The 20,643-nt window shown below is 60.7% G+C and carries 20 protein-coding genes; 13 read left to right on the top strand and 7 right to left on the bottom strand.

Annotated features, from left to right (window positions below; translation table 11 throughout):
- Nucleotides 1-97: 97 nt before the first annotated feature.
- The 7 genes from mnhG to BTE54_RS02010 form a co-directional block, all read right to left on the bottom strand.
- Nucleotides 98-442, bottom strand: a complete 345-nt coding sequence (gene mnhG, locus BTE54_RS02040) for a monovalent cation/H(+) antiporter subunit G (RefSeq protein ID WP_003522773.1) — start codon at nucleotides 440-442, stop codon at nucleotides 98-100.
- Nucleotides 439-720: a K+/H+ antiporter subunit F gene (locus BTE54_RS02035; protein WP_078051276.1), complete on the bottom strand. Its 282-nt coding sequence runs from the start codon at nucleotides 718-720 to the stop codon at nucleotides 439-441. Before BTE54_RS02035 ends, mnhG begins: the two co-directional genes overlap by 4 nt.
- A complete protein-coding gene (locus BTE54_RS02030; protein ID WP_198939050.1) occupies nucleotides 717-1,205 on the bottom strand; it encodes a Na+/H+ antiporter subunit E in 489 nt (162 codons plus the stop codon). The genes BTE54_RS02035 and BTE54_RS02030 overlap by 4 nt, the downstream gene beginning before the upstream one ends.
- The gene (locus tag BTE54_RS02025) at nucleotides 1,202-2,848 is read right to left on the bottom strand and encodes a monovalent cation/H+ antiporter subunit D (protein ID WP_035239397.1); all 1,647 of its coding nucleotides are present in this window, start codon (nucleotides 2,846-2,848) and stop codon (nucleotides 1,202-1,204) included. Before BTE54_RS02025 ends, BTE54_RS02030 begins: the two co-directional genes overlap by 4 nt.
- Nucleotides 2,845-3,180, bottom strand: a complete 336-nt coding sequence (locus BTE54_RS02020) for a Na+/H+ antiporter subunit C (RefSeq protein WP_020810384.1) — start codon at nucleotides 3,178-3,180, stop codon at nucleotides 2,845-2,847. The genes BTE54_RS02025 and BTE54_RS02020 overlap by 4 nt, the downstream gene beginning before the upstream one ends.
- Entirely contained in the window at nucleotides 3,180-6,098 is a 2,919-nt protein-coding gene (locus BTE54_RS02015) for a monovalent cation/H+ antiporter subunit A (RefSeq protein WP_003522769.1), read from the bottom strand. The genes BTE54_RS02020 and BTE54_RS02015 overlap by 1 nt, the downstream gene beginning before the upstream one ends.
- 106 nt (nucleotides 6,099-6,204) lie before the next feature.
- Nucleotides 6,205-6,582, bottom strand: coding sequence for a hypothetical protein (locus tag BTE54_RS02010; RefSeq protein ID WP_078051275.1), 378 nt, complete (start codon nucleotides 6,580-6,582; stop codon nucleotides 6,205-6,207).
- A gap of 454 nt (nucleotides 6,583-7,036) precedes the next feature.
- On the opposite strand from BTE54_RS02010, the gene BTE54_RS02005 reads away from it, so the two are divergent.
- The 13 genes from BTE54_RS02005 to BTE54_RS01945 all read left to right on the top strand — a co-directional run bounded on the left by BTE54_RS02005 (nucleotide 7,037) and on the right by BTE54_RS01945 (nucleotide 20,591).
- The gene (locus BTE54_RS02005; protein ID WP_348555731.1) at nucleotides 7,037-8,695 is read left to right on the top strand and encodes a globin-coupled sensor protein; all 1,659 of its coding nucleotides are present in this window, start codon (nucleotides 7,037-7,039) and stop codon (nucleotides 8,693-8,695) included.
- Nucleotides 8,695-8,994, top strand: a complete 300-nt coding sequence (locus BTE54_RS02000; protein ID WP_003503483.1) for an STAS domain-containing protein — start codon at nucleotides 8,695-8,697, stop codon at nucleotides 8,992-8,994. The genes BTE54_RS02005 and BTE54_RS02000 overlap by 1 nt, the downstream gene beginning before the upstream one ends.
- Nucleotides 8,991-9,356, top strand: coding sequence for a chemotaxis response regulator CheY1 (cheY1, locus tag BTE54_RS01995; protein WP_003493773.1), 366 nt, complete (start codon nucleotides 8,991-8,993; stop codon nucleotides 9,354-9,356). The genes BTE54_RS02000 and cheY1 overlap by 4 nt, the downstream gene beginning before the upstream one ends.
- A gap of 16 nt (nucleotides 9,357-9,372) precedes the next feature.
- Nucleotides 9,373-11,628 (top strand): chemotaxis protein CheA, encoded by a 2,256-nt coding sequence (locus BTE54_RS01990; protein WP_078051273.1) that lies wholly within the window; start codon nucleotides 9,373-9,375, stop codon nucleotides 11,626-11,628.
- Between the two features lie 13 nt (nucleotides 11,629-11,641).
- A complete protein-coding gene (gene cheR, locus BTE54_RS01985) occupies nucleotides 11,642-12,550 on the top strand; it encodes a protein-glutamate O-methyltransferase CheR (protein ID WP_003522764.1) in 909 nt (302 codons plus the stop codon).
- Nucleotides 12,547-13,602: a protein-glutamate O-methylesterase CheB gene (gene cheB / locus BTE54_RS01980; protein ID WP_003522763.1), complete on the top strand. Its 1,056-nt coding sequence runs from the start codon at nucleotides 12,547-12,549 to the stop codon at nucleotides 13,600-13,602. The genes cheR and cheB overlap by 4 nt, the downstream gene beginning before the upstream one ends.
- Nucleotides 13,602-13,991 (top strand): chemotaxis response regulator CheY2, encoded by a 390-nt coding sequence (cheY2, locus tag BTE54_RS01975; RefSeq protein ID WP_003503467.1) that lies wholly within the window; start codon nucleotides 13,602-13,604, stop codon nucleotides 13,989-13,991. The genes cheB and cheY2 overlap by 1 nt, the downstream gene beginning before the upstream one ends.
- Nucleotides 13,988-14,533: a chemoreceptor glutamine deamidase CheD gene (cheD, locus tag BTE54_RS01970; RefSeq protein WP_003522762.1), complete on the top strand. Its 546-nt coding sequence runs from the start codon at nucleotides 13,988-13,990 to the stop codon at nucleotides 14,531-14,533. Before cheY2 ends, cheD begins: the two co-directional genes overlap by 4 nt.
- A 14-nt stretch (nucleotides 14,534-14,547) precedes the next feature.
- A complete protein-coding gene (locus BTE54_RS01965; protein WP_065654477.1) occupies nucleotides 14,548-14,931 on the top strand; it encodes a hypothetical protein in 384 nt (127 codons plus the stop codon).
- A gap of 129 nt (nucleotides 14,932-15,060) precedes the next feature.
- On the top strand, nucleotides 15,061-16,743 hold the full coding sequence (gene fliF / locus BTE54_RS01960) for a flagellar basal-body MS-ring/collar protein FliF (RefSeq protein WP_035262795.1): 1,683 nt from the start codon (nucleotides 15,061-15,063) through the stop codon (nucleotides 16,741-16,743).
- 370 nt (nucleotides 16,744-17,113) lie between these two features.
- On the top strand, nucleotides 17,114-17,845 hold the full coding sequence (locus BTE54_RS01955) for a helix-turn-helix transcriptional regulator (protein ID WP_065654475.1): 732 nt from the start codon (nucleotides 17,114-17,116) through the stop codon (nucleotides 17,843-17,845).
- 53 nt (nucleotides 17,846-17,898) lie between these two features.
- Nucleotides 17,899-18,600: a helix-turn-helix transcriptional regulator gene (locus BTE54_RS01950; protein ID WP_003522758.1), complete on the top strand. Its 702-nt coding sequence runs from the start codon at nucleotides 17,899-17,901 to the stop codon at nucleotides 18,598-18,600.
- A gap of 143 nt (nucleotides 18,601-18,743) precedes the next feature.
- A complete protein-coding gene (locus tag BTE54_RS01945; RefSeq protein ID WP_078051270.1) occupies nucleotides 18,744-20,591 on the top strand; it encodes a methyl-accepting chemotaxis protein in 1,848 nt (615 codons plus the stop codon).
- Nucleotides 20,592-20,643 lie beyond the last annotated feature (52 nt).

The raw sequence follows: 20,643 nt of genomic DNA, 5'->3' as shown, positions 1-20,643 counted from the left end.
ATCGAGGAAGATCGCGCCTGGCGATATTCCCGGAATTTCGAACAGGGCAAATGGCGGCGGGTGCGCGCGGAGCTTCGCCGCCGTAAAGAGCCTTAACCTACAGATGCTCCCGATTGTCCGTATTCTGCTCCGCCCGGTCCCGATAAAGCGCAGCGCGCCCCAGCAGCATCAGGGAAACCGGCGTCGTCACCGTCATGAAAATGCCGATGAAGATTTCGTGGAAGGCGAAACGGTCGCCGGAGACGGAAAAATAGATGATCGAGGCCATGACGATGCCGCCGGTGCCCCAGCTGGTGCCCAGTGTGGGCGCATGCAGGCGCTCATAGAAGCTGTTGAGCCTGGCAAAGCCGATGGTGCCGATCAGTGTCAGCGAGGCGCCGAGCAGGACGAAGAAGGCCACGGCAATGGCGGCCCAGAGGGGAAATTCGTGCGCCTCGCTCATTCGATCACCTCACCGCGCATCAGGAATTTGGAAAGGGCGACGGTGGAGACGAAGCCGAGGATGGCGATCAGCAGCGATGCCTCGAAATAGATGTCATTGCCGGTGCGCAGGCCGAAGGTCAAAAGAAGCAGCATGGCGTTGACATAGAGCGTATCCATGCCCAGCACGCGGTCCTGCGCGCGCGGGCCGATGGCGATGCGATAGACCGAGATCGCCATGGCGATGGCGAGCATGAACTGCGCCAGCGAAAAGGACCAGAAAAGGATAATCGAACTCATTCGAATATCTCCATCAGCAGTTTTTCATAACGGTTCTTGATGAGGCTTATCCAGGCCGCCTCATCCACATCGTCGAGAACGTGAAGCAGCAGCGTACCCTGGCTGGAATTATATTCGAGCCATGCGCTTCCCGGCGTCGAGGTCAGGATCGTCGCCAGCACCGCAAGCGCCATCGGGTCGCGAATATCGAGCGGCACAGCCAGGAAGCCGGATTTGCGGTCTCTCTCGCGCTTGAACAGGATGATCTTCACGACCGAGAGATTGGACCTGACGATATCGTAAAGCACGATCAGGATGAGCTGCACCAGCCTGTGCCAGTTGCGGATGCGCGGCTTGGCGGGCCGGAGCGACGCCATCGCCCAGGAGGCGATGAGCGCGACACCGGTGCCGAGCAGCAGATGCCCCGGCGAAAAGCTGTTGATCGTCATCCAGAAGAATATCAGCGAGATTGTCAGCAGCGGGTAGGGCAGGACACGGCTTATCATGGCTCTGCCTCCGGGTTGCTTCCCGCCCGGGGCGCGGAAATAACGCCCTGAATATAGCTTGCCGGCAGGTCGAGAATACGCGCCGTTTCCTGCATGTATCGCATTACCGGTCCTGCCTGCACGGTCATGGCAAGCGTCAGGCCGAGCAGCAGCATCACGGGGGCGATTTCGATGACGAGCACGCGCGGCACAGTGCCTTCGATGGAGGCCCAGAAGGTGCGGATGCCGGCGCGCGTCATCGAGATCAGCGAGGCGAAACCGGCAAAGACGATCAGGAAAACCAGCCACCAGGACAGCGTGGACACGCTGTCATTGGCACCGAGCCCGGAAGGGTTGAGAATGGCGGTCAGCATCGAGAATTTGGCGATGAAGCCCGAAAGCGGCGGCAGGCCGGCCAGAAGAATGCCGCAGGCGGCAAAACAGGCGCCGAGCACCGCCATGGTGGCAGGCATGGTCACGCCGACCTCTTCTTCCTCCTCTTCCTCGTCGCCCTCGCCATAGGCCTCCATGGTCACGGCAAGAACGTTCGCGCCGGCATCCTGCCCACGCTCCACCAGTTCGATCAGCATGAAGAAGGCGCTGATGGTGAGGGTGGAGCTGACCATGTAATAAAGCGCGCCGGCCGCAACCGTGGGATTGCCGGTGCCCATGGCGGCAAGCAGCGTTCCCGACGAGACGAGAACCGAAAAGCCGGCCAGCCGCCCCAGCGCCTGCGACGCCAGAACGCCGATAGCCCCGAAGATGATGGTGGCGATGCCGCCGACCAGCAGGGCATCATGGCCGAAACCGGCCGATTCCCCGGCCGTCTGTCCGAAAAGCAGGAAGGACAGGCGGGCGATGACATAAATGCCGACCTTGCTCATGATGGCGAAGAGCCCGCCCACCGGGGCCGACGCCGCGCCATAGGCAGAGGGCAGCCAGAAATTCAGCGGCCACATGCCGGCCTTGACCAGAAAGGCGATGCCGAGGATGGCCGAGCCGGTTTCCAAGAGCATGCGCTGATCGGGGTTGAGCCCCTCGATGCGATGGGCGAGATCGCCCATGTTCAGCGTGCCGGTAACGCCATAGATGAGGCTGACGCCGATCAGGAAGAACAGGGCGGCGACGAGGTTGATGGCGATATAATGCAGCCCGGCCTTGACGCGCTGCTGGCCGGAACCATGCAGCAGCAGACCGTAGGACGCGGCCAGCATCACTTCGAAGAAGACGAAGAGGTTGAAGAGGTCCCCGGTCAGGAATGCGCCGTTGACGCCCATCAGCATCATCTGGAACAGCGAATGGAAATGCGCGCCCGACCTGTGCCACTTCGCCATCGAATAGATCAAGGATGGAATGGCGAGCAGCGCCGTCAATAGCACCATCAGGCCCGAAAGACGGTCGGCGACGAGCACGATGCCGAAGGGCGCCGGCCAGTTGCCGAGCAGATAGACACCGCTCGACACTACGGCGGCGATCTCGGTATTGACCGTCGAGTTGACCTCGCGGAACAGCAATATGGCGACCACCAGCAACAGTACCGTCGAGGTGAGGCTGATGGCGGCTTTCGCCACGCGCTGGCGCTCGTCGAAGAACAGCAGAAGGGCTGCGGTAATCAGCGGCAGCAGGATAGGCGCGATGACGATGTGGAAGGGGAACGACATCATTTCGTCTCCCTCCCGTCCACGTGGTCGGTGCCGGTGAGGCCGCGGGCGGCAAGCAGCACGACAAGGAACAATGCGGTGGTGGCAAAGCCGATGACGATGGCCGTCAGCACCAGCGCCTGCGGCACGGGGTCGGCGAGCGTGGAGCTGTCGACGCCGTTGACCAGCACCGGCGGCGCATTGGTCTTGATGCCGCCGACGCCGAAGATGAAGAGGTTGACGGCGTAAGACAGCAGCGAAAGCCCGACGATGACCTGATAGGTGCGCGGGCGCAGCACCAGCCAAACGCCGGAGCCGGTCATGATGCCGATGCCGATGGCAAGAATGAGTTCCATTACACGTCCTCCGCTTTTGCGGCTTCAGGCGTGCGAACGCGGTAGTTACGCAACGATTGGTGTGCCAGTGCTATCAGGATAAGAACAACGGAGCCGACGACCAGCGAGAAGACGCCGAGGTCGAACAGCAGGGCGGATGCCGTCGGCATTTTGCCGATATAGGGTATCTCCGTATACTGGAAATAGGAGGTCAGGAACGGGTAGCCGAAATACCAGGAGCCGATACCCGTCGCCGCCGCCATCAAAAGGCCGAAACCCATCCAGCGCAGTGGCAGGATGCGGATGCGGTCCTCCGCCCAGCGCGCCCCGCCGGCAAGATATTGCAGCAGGAAGCCGATGGCCATGGTGATGCCGGCCGCAAAGCCGCCGCCCGGCAGGTCGTGCCCGCGCATGAATAGGAAGATCGAGAAGGTGATGATGACCGGGAACATCCACTGCATCACGATGGACGGTACATAGAGATAGTCGCGAACCGTATCGCCATTGCTGCGGTCCGGCCGTTCGGCATCGAAGGCGTTCTGCATCTGCTGCTGCTCTGGCACCCCGATGCTTTCATGGGCGGGGCGGAAACGGCGAAGCAGCGCAAAGACCGTGAGCGCCACGATGGCCAGCACCGCGATCTCGCCGAAGGTGTCGAAGCCACGGAAGTCGACGAGGATGACGTTGACGACATTGGTGCCGCCGCCTTCGGTATAGGCGCGTTCGAGGAAATAGGTCGCAATCGCGTTCGGCACAGGCAGCGTCATTACGGCATAGGCGATGACGGACATGCCGATACCGCTGCCTGCGGCGAGCAGGAAGTCGCGGGCGCGGCGAAGCTGCGCTGGCAGCTCATCGCTGCTGTCGACCTTCTCGACGCGTTTCGGCAGCCATCTGAGGCCGAGCAGGATGAGAACCGTGGTGACGATTTCCACCAGCAGCTGGGTGATGGCCAGATCCGGCGCGGAAAGCCAGACGAAGGTGAGGCAGGTGACGAGGCCCGAGACGCCGAGCATGACGAGCGCGGCGAGGCGATGATATTTCGCCTGCCAGGCCGCACCCATGGCCGCGATCATGCCGATCAGCCAGAGAATGGCGAAGATCGGATCGAAGGTCGTGACGCGCGGCAGCGACAGGGAGAATTCCGAAAGGAAGAGAGGCGAGAAACCGGCAAGAAGCGCCACGAGGATAAGAAGCCTCAGCTGCGGCTGCAGACGCCGCGTGCCGAGCGTGCTTTCCAGCCACCGCGCCCATTTCCAGGACACGGTGACGAGAATGCGCTCGAAGATGCGCTGTCCACGCAAATGCCGGAAGACCGGCGGGCCGTCGTCGCAGCGCGAGAAATAACCGCCGAGCAGGGCATAGATCGTAACCCCGCCGATCAGCGCCGCGATACTCATGATCAGCGGCAGGTTGAAACCGTGCCAGATCGACAGGCTGTAGACCGGCGTTTGCGCACCAAGCACTGAAAGCACGGCCGAGTGCAGGAACGGGCCGATGGAGAGGCTCGGCACGATACCGACGATCAGGCAGGCGAAGACGAGGAATTCGATGGGGAAACGCATCCAGCGCGGTGGCTCGTGCGGATGCGGGTTCGGCAGATCGACGGGCTTGGGGCCGAAGAAGACCGTATGGATGAAGCGCAGCGAATAGGCGACGGCAAATGCGCCCGACAGCGTCGCGACATAGGGCAGGGCCCGGTCCAGCAGCGAGTCGGCATGGGTTTCAACGGCCTCGGCAAAGAACATTTCCTTGGAAAGGAAGCCGTTAAACAACGGCACGCCGGCCATGGCCGCACTTGCCGCCATGGCGAGCGTCGCGGTTGCGGGCATATAGGTATAAAGCCCGCTTAAGCGCCGCATGTCGCGCGTGCCCGTCTCATGGTCGATGATGCCGGCCGCCATGAAGAGTGAGGCCTTGAAGGTGGCGTGGTTGACCATGTGGAAGATGGCCGCCACTGCCGCAAGTGGGCTGCCGAGGCTGAGCAGCGTCGTGATGAGGCCGAGATGGCTGATGGTGGAATAGGCGAGCAGACCCTTGAGGTCCTGCTGGAACATGGCGAAATAGGCGCCGAGCAGCAGGGTTATGATGCCGGCCGCGCCCACCAGCCAGAACCATTCCGGCGTGCCCGCCAGCACCGGCCAGAACCGCGCAAGCAGGAAAACCCCGGCCTTCACCATCGTGGCCGAATGCAGATAGGCGGAAACGGGTGTGGGCGCCGCCATGGCGTTGGGCAGCCAGAAATGGAACGGAAACTGCGCGCTCTTGGTCAGCGCGCCGCCGAGGATGAGGATGAGCGCGGGCACATAGAGGGAATGGGCGCGGATGGCCGCACCGGCCTCGATGATTTTGTCGAGATCATAGCTTCCCGCCATATGGCCGAGGATCAGCAGGCCCGCCAGCAAACTGAAGCCGCCGATGCCGGTCACGGTCAGCGCCATGCGTGCGCCGTCGCGCGCACCGGCGTTCTGATGCCAGTAGCCGATCAGCAGGAACGAAAAGATGCTGGTCATTTCCCAGAAGATCGACAGCAGGATGACGTTGCCGGAGAGCACCACGCCGAGCATCGAGCCCATGAAGGCGAGCAGGAAGGCGAAGAAACGGGGGATCGGGTCTTCGGCCGACATATAATAACGCGCGTAGAGCACCACCAGCAGGCCAATGCCGGTAATGAGCATCGTGAAAATCCAGGCAAATCCGTCCAGCCGCAGGGTAAAGTTCAGGCCGAGCTGGGGCAGCCATTCCACATCATACTTGAGAACCGCGCCGCCGCTGACGCTCGTATAAAGAAAAATGCTGCTGACAAGGCCGAAAAGGGCGACTGCGCCCGCAACGGAGGCGGGACCGGCGGCCGCACCCTCGCGCGGCATGAAGGCCGTCAGAAGCGCGCCAACGAAGGGCAATGCGACAATGAATGGAAGAATGGTTGCAAGTGTCATATGCGGCGGCGGTTTTCTCTCTGGAATGGGAGCCTACGGCGGGTTTCCGACGACTCCGATCCCTCAAGGTTCGCAATGAACCGAATGATGAGGACCGCCGGAATGACTAATACATAATATGCGGAGGCGCGCGTGGAACCACGCTGGCAAAGTCTCGGAAAGCTTGTGGCACGATGGCAACAGCAACGAGCGAGACGTCGGCATTATCCCTGAGGCTTGGCGTGGGTGAGGCAAACGCGTCCAGGCGAAGGCCTGAACCAGCATCGCCGGTCCTGCAGCCGAAATCATTGCCGCTATCGCAATCCTTTTGGCGAAGAGAAAGGGAACGGCCCGGATCGACGCTCTGCAATCGTTCGAGACGGCTGGTTTTGGAAAGGGGCTTGACGCCGGCCGGCGCCTGAAAGCCGATCATGACCAGCAGGCTCGCGACCACGAGGCCGATCAACACTTGCGGATGGCGCCTTGAACTGCGGCTTTTCTCCATCCATGGCAAGTTGGCATCTCCTTGATCGTAAAGGTCTCTTTAAAGCATCACCGTTGAGCGAATATCCTGTTGATTTGTTTTAGGGGAAGCCGGACATGCTTGTCCAGCGCGCATGCGGGAAAAACCGCCCGCAGCGTCCGATTCCTTTTCGTTTTTGCCCGTTTGCGGCAAAGTGAGGGCGGCATTGGCTAAAAGCTTTTACAAATTTTACCGTTTGACGCCGACGCCTGTGTTTCTTAACTTTCAAGCAAGGAATTAACCATAAAGATTGATGGTATTTCCACGGCGGAATGGGGTTCTCTCCCCTTCCAGGCATGACGCCGCACTGCCGTACCGGTGCCGATCCGGTATTTTCGTTTCTTGGTTCAAGAAGGTCTGGCAGGCGTCGATGCCGCATCGTCCGCGATGGGTATGTTCGTTCAAAAATCCCCTTAGGGTGCTGGCGTTCTGAACCTTGGCCAATTTGGCCGGGTTTTACCGGCCGTCATGTTGTTGGGGACGTCGGTTGGGGCAGGATTTGCCATCAGATCAAGCGCGCAGATCGGCAGGCGGAAGCCTGGCGGGACGGTTGCGTTTTGCCGGCCTCGACGAGACGCAATCCGATTTCCTGCGCAGCTATCGCAGCATGCTGGAGCCTTACGTCAAGGCCGGCCTGCGGGACGTGATGACCCGTTTCCAGTCCATGCCGGACTGTTCTCCGTCTTTCGAAAGCGAAAACCAGCTCGACCGCCTGCACGATCTGCAATCCTCGCATTGGAGCGTTCTGACCGATGCGCGTTTCGACGCGCTCTATGCCGAGCGGGTGAAGGTTCTTTCCGACAATGCCAGCCGCATGGGTCTCGATCCGCGCTGGCAGATCGCCAGCCACGCGGTGGTTCTGGAACATCTCGTCGGCGGGCTGGTGGCCGAACATGCGCCGCGCTCCATCCTGCCCGGCAACCGCAAGAAGACCCGTGAACTGGCGGAAGCCGTCAAGAATGTCGTCCGTCTGGTGATGGTCGATACCGAAATCGCTGTCTCGTTGCGCTTCAACGAATTGCGCCTGCGCCATGGCCGCGAACTGGCGGAACAGCGCGACAATGACCGCTCCGAAGCGGCGAAGTTGCTGGGCACAGCGCTGACGGCCTTTGCCGCTGGCGATTTGCAGGCCCGCATCGACGGAGAAGTGCCGGAAGCCTATCGCGATGTTGCTGCTTCCTTCAATACGGCCCTGGAAACGATTGGCGCATCGCTGATCGCGGCGCAAAACAGCATCGGCGAGGCCGAGGCGCTCGGCGCGCGCTTTGCCAATATGGGCCGCTCCATGGCCGAGCGCTCCCGCCAGCAGGCCGAAGCCCTTGCCGAAACCTCCCGCGCCATCCAGACGATGATCGGGAACGTTGCTGAAAACGGCGCGCGCATATCGGCCACGGAAACGGCTGTTTCCCGCGCCCGCGAGGCGGCGGTCGAAAGCGGCAAGGCTATCGGCGAGGCGATTGACGCCATGTCGGATATCGAACAATCCGCCGAACAGATCGGCAGGATCATCGGCACGATTGACGAGATCGCTTTTCAGACCAACCTTCTCGCCCTCAATGCTGGCATCGAGGCGGCGCGCGCGGGTGAAAGCGGACGTGGTTTCGCTGTCGTCGCGCAGGAGGTGCGGGCGCTCGCCCAGCGTTCCGCCGACGCTGCAAGGGAAATCAAGAGCCTTGTGGGCACCACCAAGACGCAGGTTGAGGGCGGCGTGCGCATGGTCAACCGCACGCAGGACGCAATCGGCGGTGTCGTCCGGCAGGTCTCTGGCATCAACGACATGATCGCGGAAGTCTCCCGGCATACGGCCGAGCAGGCCGGCGAACTGCAATCGGTTGCCGCCGATGTTGGCGAGCAGCAAAGGCAGGCCGGCCGGAACGCCGTCGATATCAGCGCGAGCGCCTCCGAGGCGGACGCGCTTCAAACCGTCATCCTCGAACTCGGCCGCACCATCCGCGAATTCCGCATTGCCCGTCAGGTACAGGCGAGAGCGGTGTCCGGTGCGGACCGACAGGACACTTCATTTATGGCCCGTGCGGATAATCGCACGGATTACGGCCAGGATTACCAACAATTCAGACGTCAGGGAGTCATGTAATGGCAGCCAGAAAAGCAGCTGAGGCGACGCTGAAACTGTCACCGGTGCTGGATCTCAACGAAGCATCGGCCCTGCACGGCAAGCTGATGACGTTGAGGGGAGCACCTTTGTCGGTAGATGCGTCCGAGGTGGAGCGTATAGGTGCGCTTTGCGCCCAGGTCCTCATGGCCGGCGCGAAATCCTGGGAAGAGGATGGCAAGCCCTTCGGTTTTGCCAGGGTGTCCGATGCATTCGACAAGACGATGAAACTGATAGGCGTCGATATTGACCATTTGCTCCCCAAGGAGATGCAAAAGTGAAGAAAAAAGTTCTTACCGTGGATGATTCCCGGACGATCAGGAACATGCTCCTGGTCACGCTCAACAATGCCGGTTTCGAAACCATTCAGGCTGAAGACGGCATCGAGGGCCTCGAAGTGCTCGAGCAGAGCAACCCGGATGTTATCGTGACGGACATCAACATGCCCCGTCTCGATGGTTTCGGCTTCATCGAGGGTGTACGGCGCAACGAAAAGTATCGTGCGATCCCGATCCTCGTTCTGACGACCGAAAGCGACGCAGAGAAGAAGAACCGCGCCCGTCAGGCCGGTGCGACGGGCTGGATCGTCAAGCCGTTCGACCCTGCGAAACTCATCGATGCCATTGAACGCGTAACCGCCTGATACGGGACATTTCACGATGGATATGAACGAAATCAAGGAAATCTTTTTCCAGGAATGCGAGGAGCAGCTCGCTGAACTGGAATCGGGGCTTCTTAAATTGAATGACGGCGACCGCGATCCGGAAACCGTCAACGCCGTTTTCCGTGCCGTTCATTCCATCAAGGGCGGGGCGGGTGCCTTCGGTCTCGATGATCTCGTGGCCTTCGCCCACGTTTTTGAAACGACCCTCGACTGCGTCCGCTCCAACAAGCTGGAGCCGACACAGGATGTTCTGAAAGTCATGCTACGCTCCGCCGACGTGCTGGCGGACCTGACCAATGCGGCAAGAGACGGCGGCAGCGTCGATGAAAGCCGCACCCGCGGCCTCGTCAAGGAACTGGAAGCGCTGGCAAACGGCGAAGCCGTTCCGGCATCCGCTCCCGTCGCAGTGAAGGCGCCGGAACCCGTGAAGGCCAAACCGACGGATGAGAGCGGTTTCGAGCCGATCCCGTTCTCCTTCACGGACTTTGCCGACGAAACCACACCGCTGATGGAAGCGCCGTCCTTCCAGATCACCTTCAAGCCGCATGCGTCGCTTTATTCGAAAGGCAACGAGGCGGCACTTCTCCTGCGCGATCTTTCGCGCATCGGCGAAATGAGCATCAATTGCGACATGTCGGAGCTGCCCTCGCTCGACAAGCTCGATCCTGAAGCATCCTATCTCTCCTGGACGGTTTCGATTGCGACCGACAAGGGCGAAGAGGGCATCCGCAGCGTCTTCGAATTCGCCGAATGGGACTGCGATCTCGAAATCGTGCCGGTTGTTTCGGATGCCGCAGACGACGCGGAAGAGCTTCCGATGATCCCGGTGCCGTTCGATCTTTCGGCCCTCGATAGCGGACCGGAAGAGCAGCCCGCTGTTGAAACCGCCACGGCTGAAGCGTCCTACGTTGCCGCAGCCGTCGAAACTGCCGTTGCGACGACGCAGATCGCCCAGAGCGTCAATGCCGCCATCGAAAAGCGTGAAGCGGCGGCAGCGCCTGCCGCAGCCCAGGCGAATGCCAACGCGGCGGCCAATGCCAGCGCCGGCCAGACCATCCGCGTCGACCTCGACCGTGTCGACCGCCTGATCAACCTCGTCGGCGAACTCGTCATCAATCAGGCGATGCTCTCGCAGAGCGTCATCGAAAACGATGCGAGCGGCACGTCCGCCGTCAATATGGGTCTGGACGAGCTGCAGCAGCTGACGCGCGAAATCCAGGATAGCGTGATGGCGATCCGTGCGCAGCCGGTGAAGCCGGTGTTCCAGCGCATGTCGCGTATCGTCCGCGAAGTCGCCGACATGATCGGCAAGCAAATCCGCCTCGTCACCGAAGGTGAGAACACGGAAGTCGACAAGACGGTCATCGACAAGCTGGCCGAACCCCTGACGCATATGATCCGAAACGCCGTCGACCACGGCATCGAAACGCCGGAAAAACGCGAAGCGGCGGGCAAGAACCCGGAAGGCACCATCAAGCTTTCGGCGAAGCACCGTTCGGGCCGTATCCTGATCGAGCTTCAGGACGATGGCGCGGGCATCAACCGCGAGCGCGTTCGCCAGAAGGCAATCGACAACGATCTCATCGCCGCCGATGCGAACCTGACGGATGAAGAGATCGACAATCTGATCTTCGCGCCGGGCTTCTCCACCGCCGACAAGATTTCCGACATTTCCGGCCGCGGCGTTGGCATGGATGTGGTCAAGCGCTCCATTCAGGCGCTTGGCGGCCGTATCAGCATCTCCTCGCGCCCCGGCCATGGCTCGACCTTCACCATGAGCCTGCCGCTGACGCTCGCCGTTCTTGACGGCATGGTGGTAACCGTTGCGGGCCAGACGCTGGTGGTGCCGCTGACGGCAATCGTCGAAACCCTGCAGCCGGAAGCGAAGAACATTCATTCCTTCGGCGCGAACCAGCGGCTGATCTCCATCCGCAACTCCTTCTGCCCTCTGGTCGATGTCGGTCGCGTGCTGAACTTCCGCCCGACCCAGGCCGATCCGGTTGAAGGCGTCGCCCTTCTGGTGGAATCGGAAGGCGGCGGCCAGCGCGCCCTGATGGTCGACGCGATCCAGGGCCAGCGTCAGGTTGTCATCAAGTCGTTGGAAGCCAACTATACCCATGTTCCGGGCATTGCCGCCGCCACCATCCTCGGTGACGGACGTGTCGCGCTCATCCTGGATGTCGATGCCATCGTCAGCGCCTCGCGCGGACAGCCCCTGAAGCAGGAAATGTCGCTTGCGGCGACGGGTTGAGAGCGGATCGTTCATGGCAGCACTTAATTTCAGCGATCAGCGCCAGTCTCCCGACGAGGTTCTTGCCAGCGGCGAATACCCGCTGACGAGACGCGACCTGTCGGAAATCGCGGCGATGATCTATGCCGATGCGGGCATCTATCTCAACGACACCAAGGCGTCGCTGGTTTATTCCCGCCTGTCGAAGCATATCCGCAATCTCGGCCTGTCGGGTTTTCGCGAATATTGCGCATTGGTGTCCTCGCCGGATGGCGCGCAGGCGCGGCGCGAAATGCTGTCGCACCTGACGACGAATTTCACCCGCTTCTTCCGCGAGAACCATCATTTCGAACATCTGCGTGACGAGGTCCTGCCGGGCCTCATCGCCCGGGCGAAGAGCGGCGGGCGTGTCCGCATCTGGTCGGCCGCCTGCTCGGACGGGCAGGAGCCCTATTCCATCGCGCTTACCGTGCTTGCCATGTTCCCGAATGCGGCGGATTACGATTTCAAAATCCTGGCGACGGATATCGACCCCAAGATTTTGGCGCAGGCCCGGGCAGGGGTCTATGATGACAATGCGCTCGAAACCGTGTCTCCCGCCATGCGCAAGCAATGGTTCACGGAAGTCGATGCCGGCGGTCGCCGCAAGTTCCGCATCGATGACAAGGTCAAGCGCCTCATCACCTTCAACGAATTGAACCTGATGACGCAATGGCCCTTCAAAGGCAATTTCGACGTCATTTTCTGCCGCAACGTCGTCATCTATTTCGACGAGCCGACGCAGATGCGCATCTGGTCGCGTTTTGCCGGGCTGCTGCCGGAAGGCGGTCATCTTTATATCGGGCATTCCGAACGCGTCTCCGGTGACGCCAAGAACCTGTTCGACAATACGGGCATCACCACCTACCGCTTCACTGGCCACGCTTCGGGGAGGAAGGCATGAGCGCACTCGCACGGGTACTCGTCGTCGATGATAGCCCCACCATGCGCGGCCTGATTTCGGCTGTCCTCAAGGCCGATCCGGAAGTCGAGGTGGTCGGGCAGGCCGGCAACGCCATGGAAGCACGCGCTGCCATCAAGCAGCTTAATCCCGATGTCGTGACGCTCGACATCGAGATGCCGGAAATGAACGGTCTCGAATTTCTCGAAAAGATCATGCGCCTGCGGCCCATGCCGGTCATCATGGTCTCGTCGCTGACCCATCGCGGCGCGGATGCTTCGCTGGCCGCGCTTGAAATCGGTGCCTTCGACTGTGTCGGTAAGCCGGCGCCGGGCGATGCACGCCCCTTCGGCGATCTCGCCGACAAGGTGAAGGCCGCAGCCCGCTCGCAACACGCCGCCTACCGTGCGGCGCGCCCGGAAGCCGCCGCCGCGCCGCAGCCGGTCCCGGTCAGTGAATATCGGGCTGGGCGCAAGGTCGTGGCCATCGGTTCCTCCACGGGCGGTGTCGAAGCGCTGATCGCCGTGCTGCAGAAATTCCCGGCCAATTGCCCGCCGACCGTCATCACCCAGCACATGCCGCCGACCTTCACCAAGAGTTTTGCCGAACGGCTGAACCGCATCTGCGCCCCCGTGGTGGAAGAGGCGACAGACGGTGCGCGTCTGCAAACCGGCAAGATCTATCTTGCGCCGGGCGGCGAGCGCCATTTGCAGATCGCCAACCGGTCCGCACCCTGCTGCCGGCTTGTCGAGCGTGATCCCGTCAACGGCCATCGCCCCTCCGTCGATGTGCTGTTCGATTCGGTGGCCGAGCTTGCCGGCCGTAACGCCGTCGGCGTCATTTTGACCGGCATGGGCCGCGATGGCGCAGCCGGGCTGTTGAAGATGCGTCATGCCGGCGCGCGCACCGTCGGCCAGAACGAAAAAACATGTGTCGTCTACGGCATGCCCCGCGTGGCCTATGAACTTGGCGCCGTGGAACAGCAACTCCCGCTGGCCTCCATCGGCGAAGAAATCCTGAAACTAACCACTGCCCGTAAAGAAGGTGCTGACTAATGTCTCTCGCAGAAAAGATCAAAGTTCTGATCGTCGACGATCAGGTGACCAGCCGGCTGCTCCTCAGCGATGCGCTGACACAGCTCGGCTTCAAGCAGATCACCGCCGCCGGTGACGGCGAGCAGGGAATGAAGATCATGGAGCAGCAGCCCCATCATCTCGTCATTTCCGATTTCAACATGCCGAAGATGGACGGTCTCGGTTTCCTGCACGCCGTCAGGGCCAACCCGACCACCAAGAAGGCCGCCTTCATCATCCTCACCGCGCAGGGTGACCGCGCGCTGGTGCAGAAGGCAGCCCAGCTCGGCGCCAACAACGTGCTGGCCAAGCCCTTCACGATCGACAAGATGCGCGCTGCCATCGAGGCGGTTTTCGGATCGCTGAAATGATTGAAGCTGCGGCCAAGCGCGTACATATCATTCAGGGCGAGTATAAGGTCGTCAGCGATCCCGATGTGGTGCTGACGACGATACTCGGTTCGTGCGTGGCCGCCTGTCTGAGAGACCCCGTTGCCGGCTTAGGGGGCATGAATCACTTCCTGCTGCCGGGAACGGGAAATGTGACCGGCGGAGACGCCACGCGTTACGGCGTGCACCTCATGGAGCTCCTGATCAACGGCCTCCTGAAGCAGGGGGCAAGGCGCGACCGGCTGGAAGCCAAGGTTTTCGGCGGCGCCAAGACGATTGCCAGCTTCTCCAATGTCGGTGAGCAGAATGCCATCTTCGCCATGCAGTTTCTGAAGGATGAAGGTATTCCGGTCTTAAGCTCCTCCACGGGCGGGGACCACGGCCGAAAGATCGAATTCTGGCCGGTCTCCGGGCGTGCACGTCAGCATCCGCTCAGCGGCGCGGAAACCCAGAAGACGGTTGCCATGGAAACGCGTCCGGTGCCGGCCCCCAAGCCGGTCGCCAACGACATCGAATTTTTCTAGTCACGGAGTTTCCAATGCAGCTTGCAGAGCACACCGCCGCCACTCCGTTCGAAGAAGCCCTGCCGGACGTTCTGATGCGCGTGGTATCGGAACTGCACGACGTCGCCTATCTCATCGAGCGCATCGAGCCGCAATTGCTTGAAGTGACCAGCGGTCAATTGTCCAGTGAAGGCGTCAAGCTGTTGCAGGGCATCGACCTTGCCGTCCAGAAAACCCGCGGCCTTGCGGAATTCATCGATACCATCACCGGTTCCATCCCCGGAGACTGGATCGTGGATGTTTCCATCGCCCTCAGCCTGGTCAAGCTGGCCGAAATGCAGAAGGCGCTCGGCGCGGCCTTCCGCCATGGCCATTCCCAGCCGCTCGACAAGGCCTCGGGCGACTTCGACCTGTTCTAGAACTATTTCGGCCAGCGTTGCCGTCCTTCGCGGAATGCGGAGAAAGGCAACGCTCGCGCAAGCTTCGCACCCTATTGTCACGACGGGGCCAAAAGGTCTCGGACTCTATGAATGACGGTGCGGAACAGAATGAATCTGTTAAATCAAATCCCTCAGGTCTTAAAGAATGTCGCGGCGCTGGGGCAGACACGGCTGCTGATGCTGGGCGGCGTGGGCGTTGTGTCCATGGCCATCATCCTTGCCGCAGCTCTTTACGTGAACCGTCCCGCTTACGAGACCCTCTACGTGGGGCTTGAAAAAAGCGACCTTAACAAGATCAGCATTGCGCTTGCCGAATCGGGTCTGGACTTTCAGGTGGGGACCGATGGTTCCAGCCTTCAGGTTCCCGTCGGCCTCACCAGCAAGGCAAGATTGCTTCTGGCTGAGCGCGGCCTGCCCGACAGCGCCAATGCCGGTTATGAGCTTTTCGACAATGTCGGCTCTCTCGGCCTGACCTCCTTCATGCAGGAAGTGACGCGCGTTCGCGCCCTTGAGGGCGAGATCGGCCGCTCCATCCAGCAGATTGACGGCATTGCGGCCGCACGCGTCCATATCGTCATGCCTGACGTCGGCAATTTCCGCCGTGGCGAACAGAAGCCCACCGCATCGGTGATGATTCGCGCCAGTGCTTCGGCCGGCCGCAAGGCGTCCGCATCCATCCGCCACCTCGTCGCCTCGGCCGTTCCCGGCCTTGAAGTCGATGATGTGACCCTGCTTGATTCGACCGGCCAGCTTCTCGCTTCCGGCGATGATGTCACCAATGCAGCCATGAACCGCTCGCTGACGCTGGCGCAGAATGTGCAGCAGGAAATCGAAACCAATATCGACAAGGCGCTGGCGCCTTTCCTCGGCATGGACAATTTCCGCTCCAGCGTCACGGCGCAGCTCAATACCGACAGCCGTCAGATTCAGGAAACCGTCTACGATCCGGAATCGCGCGTTGAGCGCTCCGTGCGCACGGTGAAGGAAGACCAGAAGTCCCAGGAAACGCAGCCGGACACGGCCGCGACCGTGGAACAGAACGTACCGCAGGCAGCGCCCCAGGGCGGCGGCGGCGGTCCGCAGTCCTCCGACCAGTCGGCCAAGAAGGAAGAGCAGACCAATTACGAGATCAATTCCAAGACGGTAGCCACGGTCAAGAACGGCTACACCGTCGAGAAGATTTCGGTCGCGGTCGTCGTCAACAAGGGCCGGATCGCCAAGATGGTCGGCGAGCCCGCCGATCAGGCGAAGATCGACGCCTATCTTGCCGAAATGCAGAAGATCGTCACCTCGGCAGCGGGCATTTCCTCCGACCGTGGCGACATCGTCTCGCTGACGGCGATGGACTTCCTCGAAACGCAATTGCTGGATGAGGCCGCAACCGGCCCGGGCATCATGGAAGTGCTGAGCCGCAATTCCGCCGGCATCATCAACTCGCTTGCCTTTGTCGCGGTTGCCTTCCTTGTCGTCTGGCTCGGCGTACGCCCTCTGGTCCGCACGGTGACCGGCAACGGTGCCGCCGCAGGCCAGCTGAGCCAGGAGGCCGCCGGTCTCGAACTGCCGGATTTCTCTCCCGGCATGGATGCGGGCGCAGGCGGTCTCATGGAGGGTTTCGGGGCGGATTTCGGCTTCGACAGCACCGACGACCTTCTGGCGGGCGGCGATGGCGAGGGCACATTCAACCGCCGGGTTCGCGAAGGACCGGAACGCAGGCTCTCCCGCATGGTGGAAATCAGCGAGGAAAGAGCCGCCAAGATCCTGCGCAAATGGGCGGTGGAAAAAGCAGCATAATATCGAAAAGGCCGGTTTTACCCGGCCTTTTTTCCGTTTTTGGGCTTTTCACTATGCTTGGCGGGCGAGCCGTGGCAATCTCGTTTCAGGACAGTGTTTACAAAAAATTCAGCAACGATACAGTTTGCTGGGAATTGGCTGAGAATGCCGTTTATGGATTGAACAGCTTTTCAGTATGTTTTTTTAGTAATAGACGAGCAGGGAAATACGTGGAAAGGCTGGTGTCAGGTAATGGCAAATCCCAGTCCGTTCCATAAAATGAAGTGATTCGGTCTCCGGGGGCTTGCCGTCCCATTTTGGTAAGCTTCTCGAATGGAATGATTCCATCCCGAGGTATAATCTCCCACTGGGAGCAAGAGGGCGTAGGCGATTGAAAGTCGATGTTGATATCCGCAGGCTGTCTGCCAAGCCTATGGAGGGCATGGGTAAACCCTTGCCGCGCGATCAGCTTGCTAAAAACGTCGCAGCCACGGCTGCTGCCGGTAACGTTGCAGGCGCACTGGATCTGCTCGTAACCTACGCTGGCGCCTCGCATTATCTGCTGGCGCGGGATGATCTTCTCGAAGAAACCGGACTGAAATTCATCGTCACCTCCGACTGGCCTTTCGATCTGGTCCGCAGGCTTGGTGTCGAACTGGCCAACAGCCAGAACAGATCGAGCGAAATGGAGAAATGCCTTTCGCTTCTGCAGCCGCGGCTGCTCTTCCTTCCCGACGATGTTTCGGTTCCCTACGGCATAGACCGGCAATATTCGGCGCTGTCTTTCTGTGTGGGACGCATCCGGCTTTCGCTGCTGCTTCTGTTTCCCGAAGAAGCGGTGCCTTCGCCGGAAAGGCTGCGCGAAATCGCCTTGCTGACGGGCTATTGCGTCAGCTTCGGCATTGCCAGCGAAGCAAAAACCGTGCGCGATATCGATCTCACGGAGCGCGAGCTCGAATGCCTGTTCTGGATTGCGGAAGGCAAGACGAGCGATGAAATTGCGATGATCCTTGGCATTTCGCGCAATACGATCAATAATTACATTACAAGCGTGATGCGTAAAACCGCGACGAAAACCCGCTCGGAGGCAATTGCCTACGCCGTGCGCAACAACCTCGTATAATGGTCGGACGGATGGTACAGACGAAAGACAATGAGGGTTCAGGTCAGACGGGCATGTTTTACCGCAGCCCTGTCGTGACGAGCCGGTCGGATCTTTTTCCGAAGCTCGTCGCCATGCAGAAGCTGGTCGGCGCGCGCAATTTCGTGGTGACGAAGGCTGCGGCTTCCGGTTTCCCGAACAAGAAGAAGCTGACCTGCGAGCTGGAAAACTGGGGCATGAATGCCGCAGAGCAGAGCGCGCAGTTCATCCGCGCCGTCGGCGACATTCTTCTCGATCATATCGAGACATCGCTCCTGCCGGTCATCTGGCGCAACAAGAATGCCGGCGGCTTTGCCGATCTTCCCGATGTGCCCGCACTTCTGCGCCGCATCGAAAATGACACATTGCCCTATGCGGGGCTGGCGCTCCCGGTGCGGCTCGGCACCATCGGCAACGGTTACATTGTCTTCTGCGGCACCAACCTCGTTCTCGACAATGAGGTCGTGATCGAACAGCACATCAAATGCTGCGAGATCATGGTGGACATGCTGGCGCTGGACGAGCGCAAGGCGGCGCCTTCGGAAGCGCTGAGCGAGAGGGAAATCGCCTGTCTGCAACTGGCGGGGGACGGCCGTATCAGCGAAGAAATCGCGGTCAAGCTCGGGCTTTCCGTGCATACCGTAAACGCCTATCTCGGTTCGGCGACGATCAAGCTCGATTCCGTCAACCGTATCCAGGCGATCGCCAAGGCCATCCGGCTCGGTTATATCCACTGATGGTGGACGGGTTTTCCCGTCCCTCATAAGCCGGCAGGCGCCGGCCCGGCTTGTGCCCCCCTAAAAGGCGCTACCGACGCTTCGCGTTTTTTTAACAGTTGCCTACTAGAACTTTTATAAGTTTGGTTTTGGGGAACTGTTTCATGCACAACCGGCTCTTTAAGTCCGTTGCCGGCAAGGTCGTCGCGTTGACGATCGGCCTGATCACGCTCAGCGTGGCGGCAGTTGGTTTTTCGACCTACATTCGCTTGAAGGACAACATCATCACCACCGCGCTGCGTGATACGCACAGCGCAATGCGCAGCATGGCGATCCTTTACGAACTGAAGGTCGGCGGCGTCGCCCTCGAAATGGTGGATGGGGACCTCAAAAGTGTGGGTCGCGCCAGCATCGGAACGATGCGCGACAATGATCTCGTCGACCGCACCGCAGCCGGTAACGGCGGTATTTCTACCGTGTTTGAAGCCAAGGGCGGCGAGTTCATTCGCATGACCACCAATCTGAAGAACGAAAAGGGCGAGAGAGCAGCCGGCACCAAGCTTGCTACCGATCATCCCGCTTTTGCGAAAGTCTCCAAGGGTGAGGCCTATTTCGGCACCGCCACGCTGTTCGGCACCAGCTACATGACCGGTTACATGCCGGTTACGAACAAGACCGGCGCAACCGTCGGCATCCTGTTCGTGGGCGTTCCCATGGATGTCTACGATGCGCAGATATACAGCCTGCGCGACATGATGCTGATCTGCGGCGCGCTCGCCATGCTCGGCGTCGGATTGCTCGCCTATTTCGTCATCAAGCGCACGCTCCAGCCGCTTGGCAAGCTGACCGATGCGGTTAAGTCCCTTTCGGACGGCAATCTCGACACGCCGATCCCCTATGCCACTAACACCAATGAATTCGGCAACATCGCCCGCGCGCTGGTGATTTTCCGCGAGAATGCGATCGAGAAACTGGCGATTGAAGGCAAAAGCGCCGAGGAACGCTCCGCAGCCGAGTCCGAACGTCACCGCAACGACGCCGAGAAACAGGAGCTCGACGGGCAGATCGAGTTTGCGGTCAGCGAGATTGCTTCCGGCCTCGGCAGGCTCTCGCGTGGCGATCTGAGCCGCACGATCGAGACTCCTTTCGCTGGTCGTCTTGATCGTCTGCGCACGGATTTCAACGAATCTCTTCTCAACCTGCGCGATGCGCTGGGGCAGATCCGCGAGCGCACGCTCATCATCCAGCATAGCGGCTTTGAAATCGAGCAATCGTCGGTCGATCTGTCAAAGCGCACCGAAAATCAGGCCGCCTCGCTGGAAGAAACCGCCGCCGCCGTGGACGAAATCACGGTTACAGTCAGATCGTCGGCCGAGCGGGCGCGGGAGGCCAATGAGGCCGTGCGCATCACCAAGCAGAGCGCCGACAGTTCCGGTTCGGTCGTCAGCAACGCCGTCGACGCCATGGGACGCATCGAAGACGCCTCGCGCAAGATCGAGCAGATCATCGAGGTCATCGACGATATTGCCTTCCAGACCAACCTTCTTGCGCTCAATGCCGGCATCGAGGCGGCGCGTGCAGGCGAGGCGGGTAAGGGTTTTGCCGTGGTGGCGCAGGAAGTGCGCGAGCTCGCCCAGCGCTCCGCCGACGCGGCCCGCGAGATCAAGCAGCTCATCAACCAGTCGACGCATGAGGTCAGCTCCGGCTCGAAGCTGGTACAGGAGGCGGGCACGGTTCTTTCCGCCATCAGCCAGCAGATCGTTACCGTCAGCCAGCATGTCGAAACCATCGCGACGGCAACGCAGGACCAGTCCTCCGCGCTTCATAACGTCAACAGCTCCGTCAACCAGATGGACCAGATGACGCAGCAGAATGCGGCGCTTGCCGAACAATCGAGCGCGGCCAGCCGGGTATTGTCAGGAGAGGTGGAAGCACTGCTCGATCTGGTGCAGCGGTTCCAGATGGAACAGGGTTCGGCGACCGGCAGGGATCGCTACAATCAGGCGGCCTGATACGTCTGTTTTTTGAAGGTCAAAACCGCTCCCGGATCGCAAGGTCCGGGAG

This window comes from Agrobacterium sp. YIC 4121 (assembly GCF_002008205.1).
Lineage (GTDB): Bacteria > Pseudomonadota > Alphaproteobacteria > Rhizobiales > Rhizobiaceae > Agrobacterium > Agrobacterium leguminum.
This window is presented reverse-complemented; position numbering and strand designations above follow the sequence as displayed.

Bases quoted from the DNA above. Each gene is read 5' to 3' on its own strand.
- BTE54_RS01990 (WP_078051273.1), top strand. From the start codon at position 9,373: ATGGATATGAACGAAATCAAGGAAATCTTTTTCCAGGAATGCGAGGAG.
- fliF (WP_035262795.1), top strand. From the start codon at position 15,061: ATGAATCTGTTAAATCAAATCCCTCAGGTCTTAAAGAATGTCGCGGCG.
- cheD (WP_003522762.1), top strand. From the start codon at position 13,988: ATGATTGAAGCTGCGGCCAAGCGCGTACATATCATTCAGGGCGAGTAT.
- BTE54_RS02020 (WP_020810384.1), bottom strand. From the start codon at position 3,180: ATGGAACTCATTCTTGCCATCGGCATCGGCATCATGACCGGCTCCGGC.
- BTE54_RS02010 (WP_078051275.1), bottom strand. From the start codon at position 6,582: ATGGAGAAAAGCCGCAGTTCAAGGCGCCATCCGCAAGTGTTGATCGGC.
- BTE54_RS02025 (WP_035239397.1), bottom strand. From the start codon at position 2,848: ATGATGTCGTTCCCCTTCCACATCGTCATCGCGCCTATCCTGCTGCCG.
- BTE54_RS01965 (WP_065654477.1), top strand. From the start codon at position 14,548: ATGCAGCTTGCAGAGCACACCGCCGCCACTCCGTTCGAAGAAGCCCTG.
- BTE54_RS01945 (WP_078051270.1), top strand. From the start codon at position 18,744: ATGCACAACCGGCTCTTTAAGTCCGTTGCCGGCAAGGTCGTCGCGTTG.
- cheR (WP_003522764.1), top strand. From the start codon at position 11,642: ATGGCAGCACTTAATTTCAGCGATCAGCGCCAGTCTCCCGACGAGGTT.
- BTE54_RS02035 (WP_078051276.1), bottom strand. From the start codon at position 720: ATGAGTTCGATTATCCTTTTCTGGTCCTTTTCGCTGGCGCAGTTCATG.
- BTE54_RS02015 (WP_003522769.1), bottom strand. From the start codon at position 6,098: ATGACACTTGCAACCATTCTTCCATTCATTGTCGCATTGCCCTTCGTT.
- BTE54_RS02030 (WP_198939050.1), bottom strand. From the start codon at position 1,205: ATGATAAGCCGTGTCCTGCCCTACCCGCTGCTGACAATCTCGCTGATA.
- cheB (WP_003522763.1), top strand. From the start codon at position 12,547: ATGAGCGCACTCGCACGGGTACTCGTCGTCGATGATAGCCCCACCATG.
- BTE54_RS02000 (WP_003503483.1), top strand. From the start codon at position 8,695: ATGGCAGCCAGAAAAGCAGCTGAGGCGACGCTGAAACTGTCACCGGTG.
- BTE54_RS01950 (WP_003522758.1), top strand. From the start codon at position 17,899: ATGTTTTACCGCAGCCCTGTCGTGACGAGCCGGTCGGATCTTTTTCCG.
- mnhG (WP_003522773.1), bottom strand. From the start codon at position 442: ATGAGCGAGGCGCACGAATTTCCCCTCTGGGCCGCCATTGCCGTGGCC.
- cheY2 (WP_003503467.1), top strand. From the start codon at position 13,602: ATGTCTCTCGCAGAAAAGATCAAAGTTCTGATCGTCGACGATCAGGTG.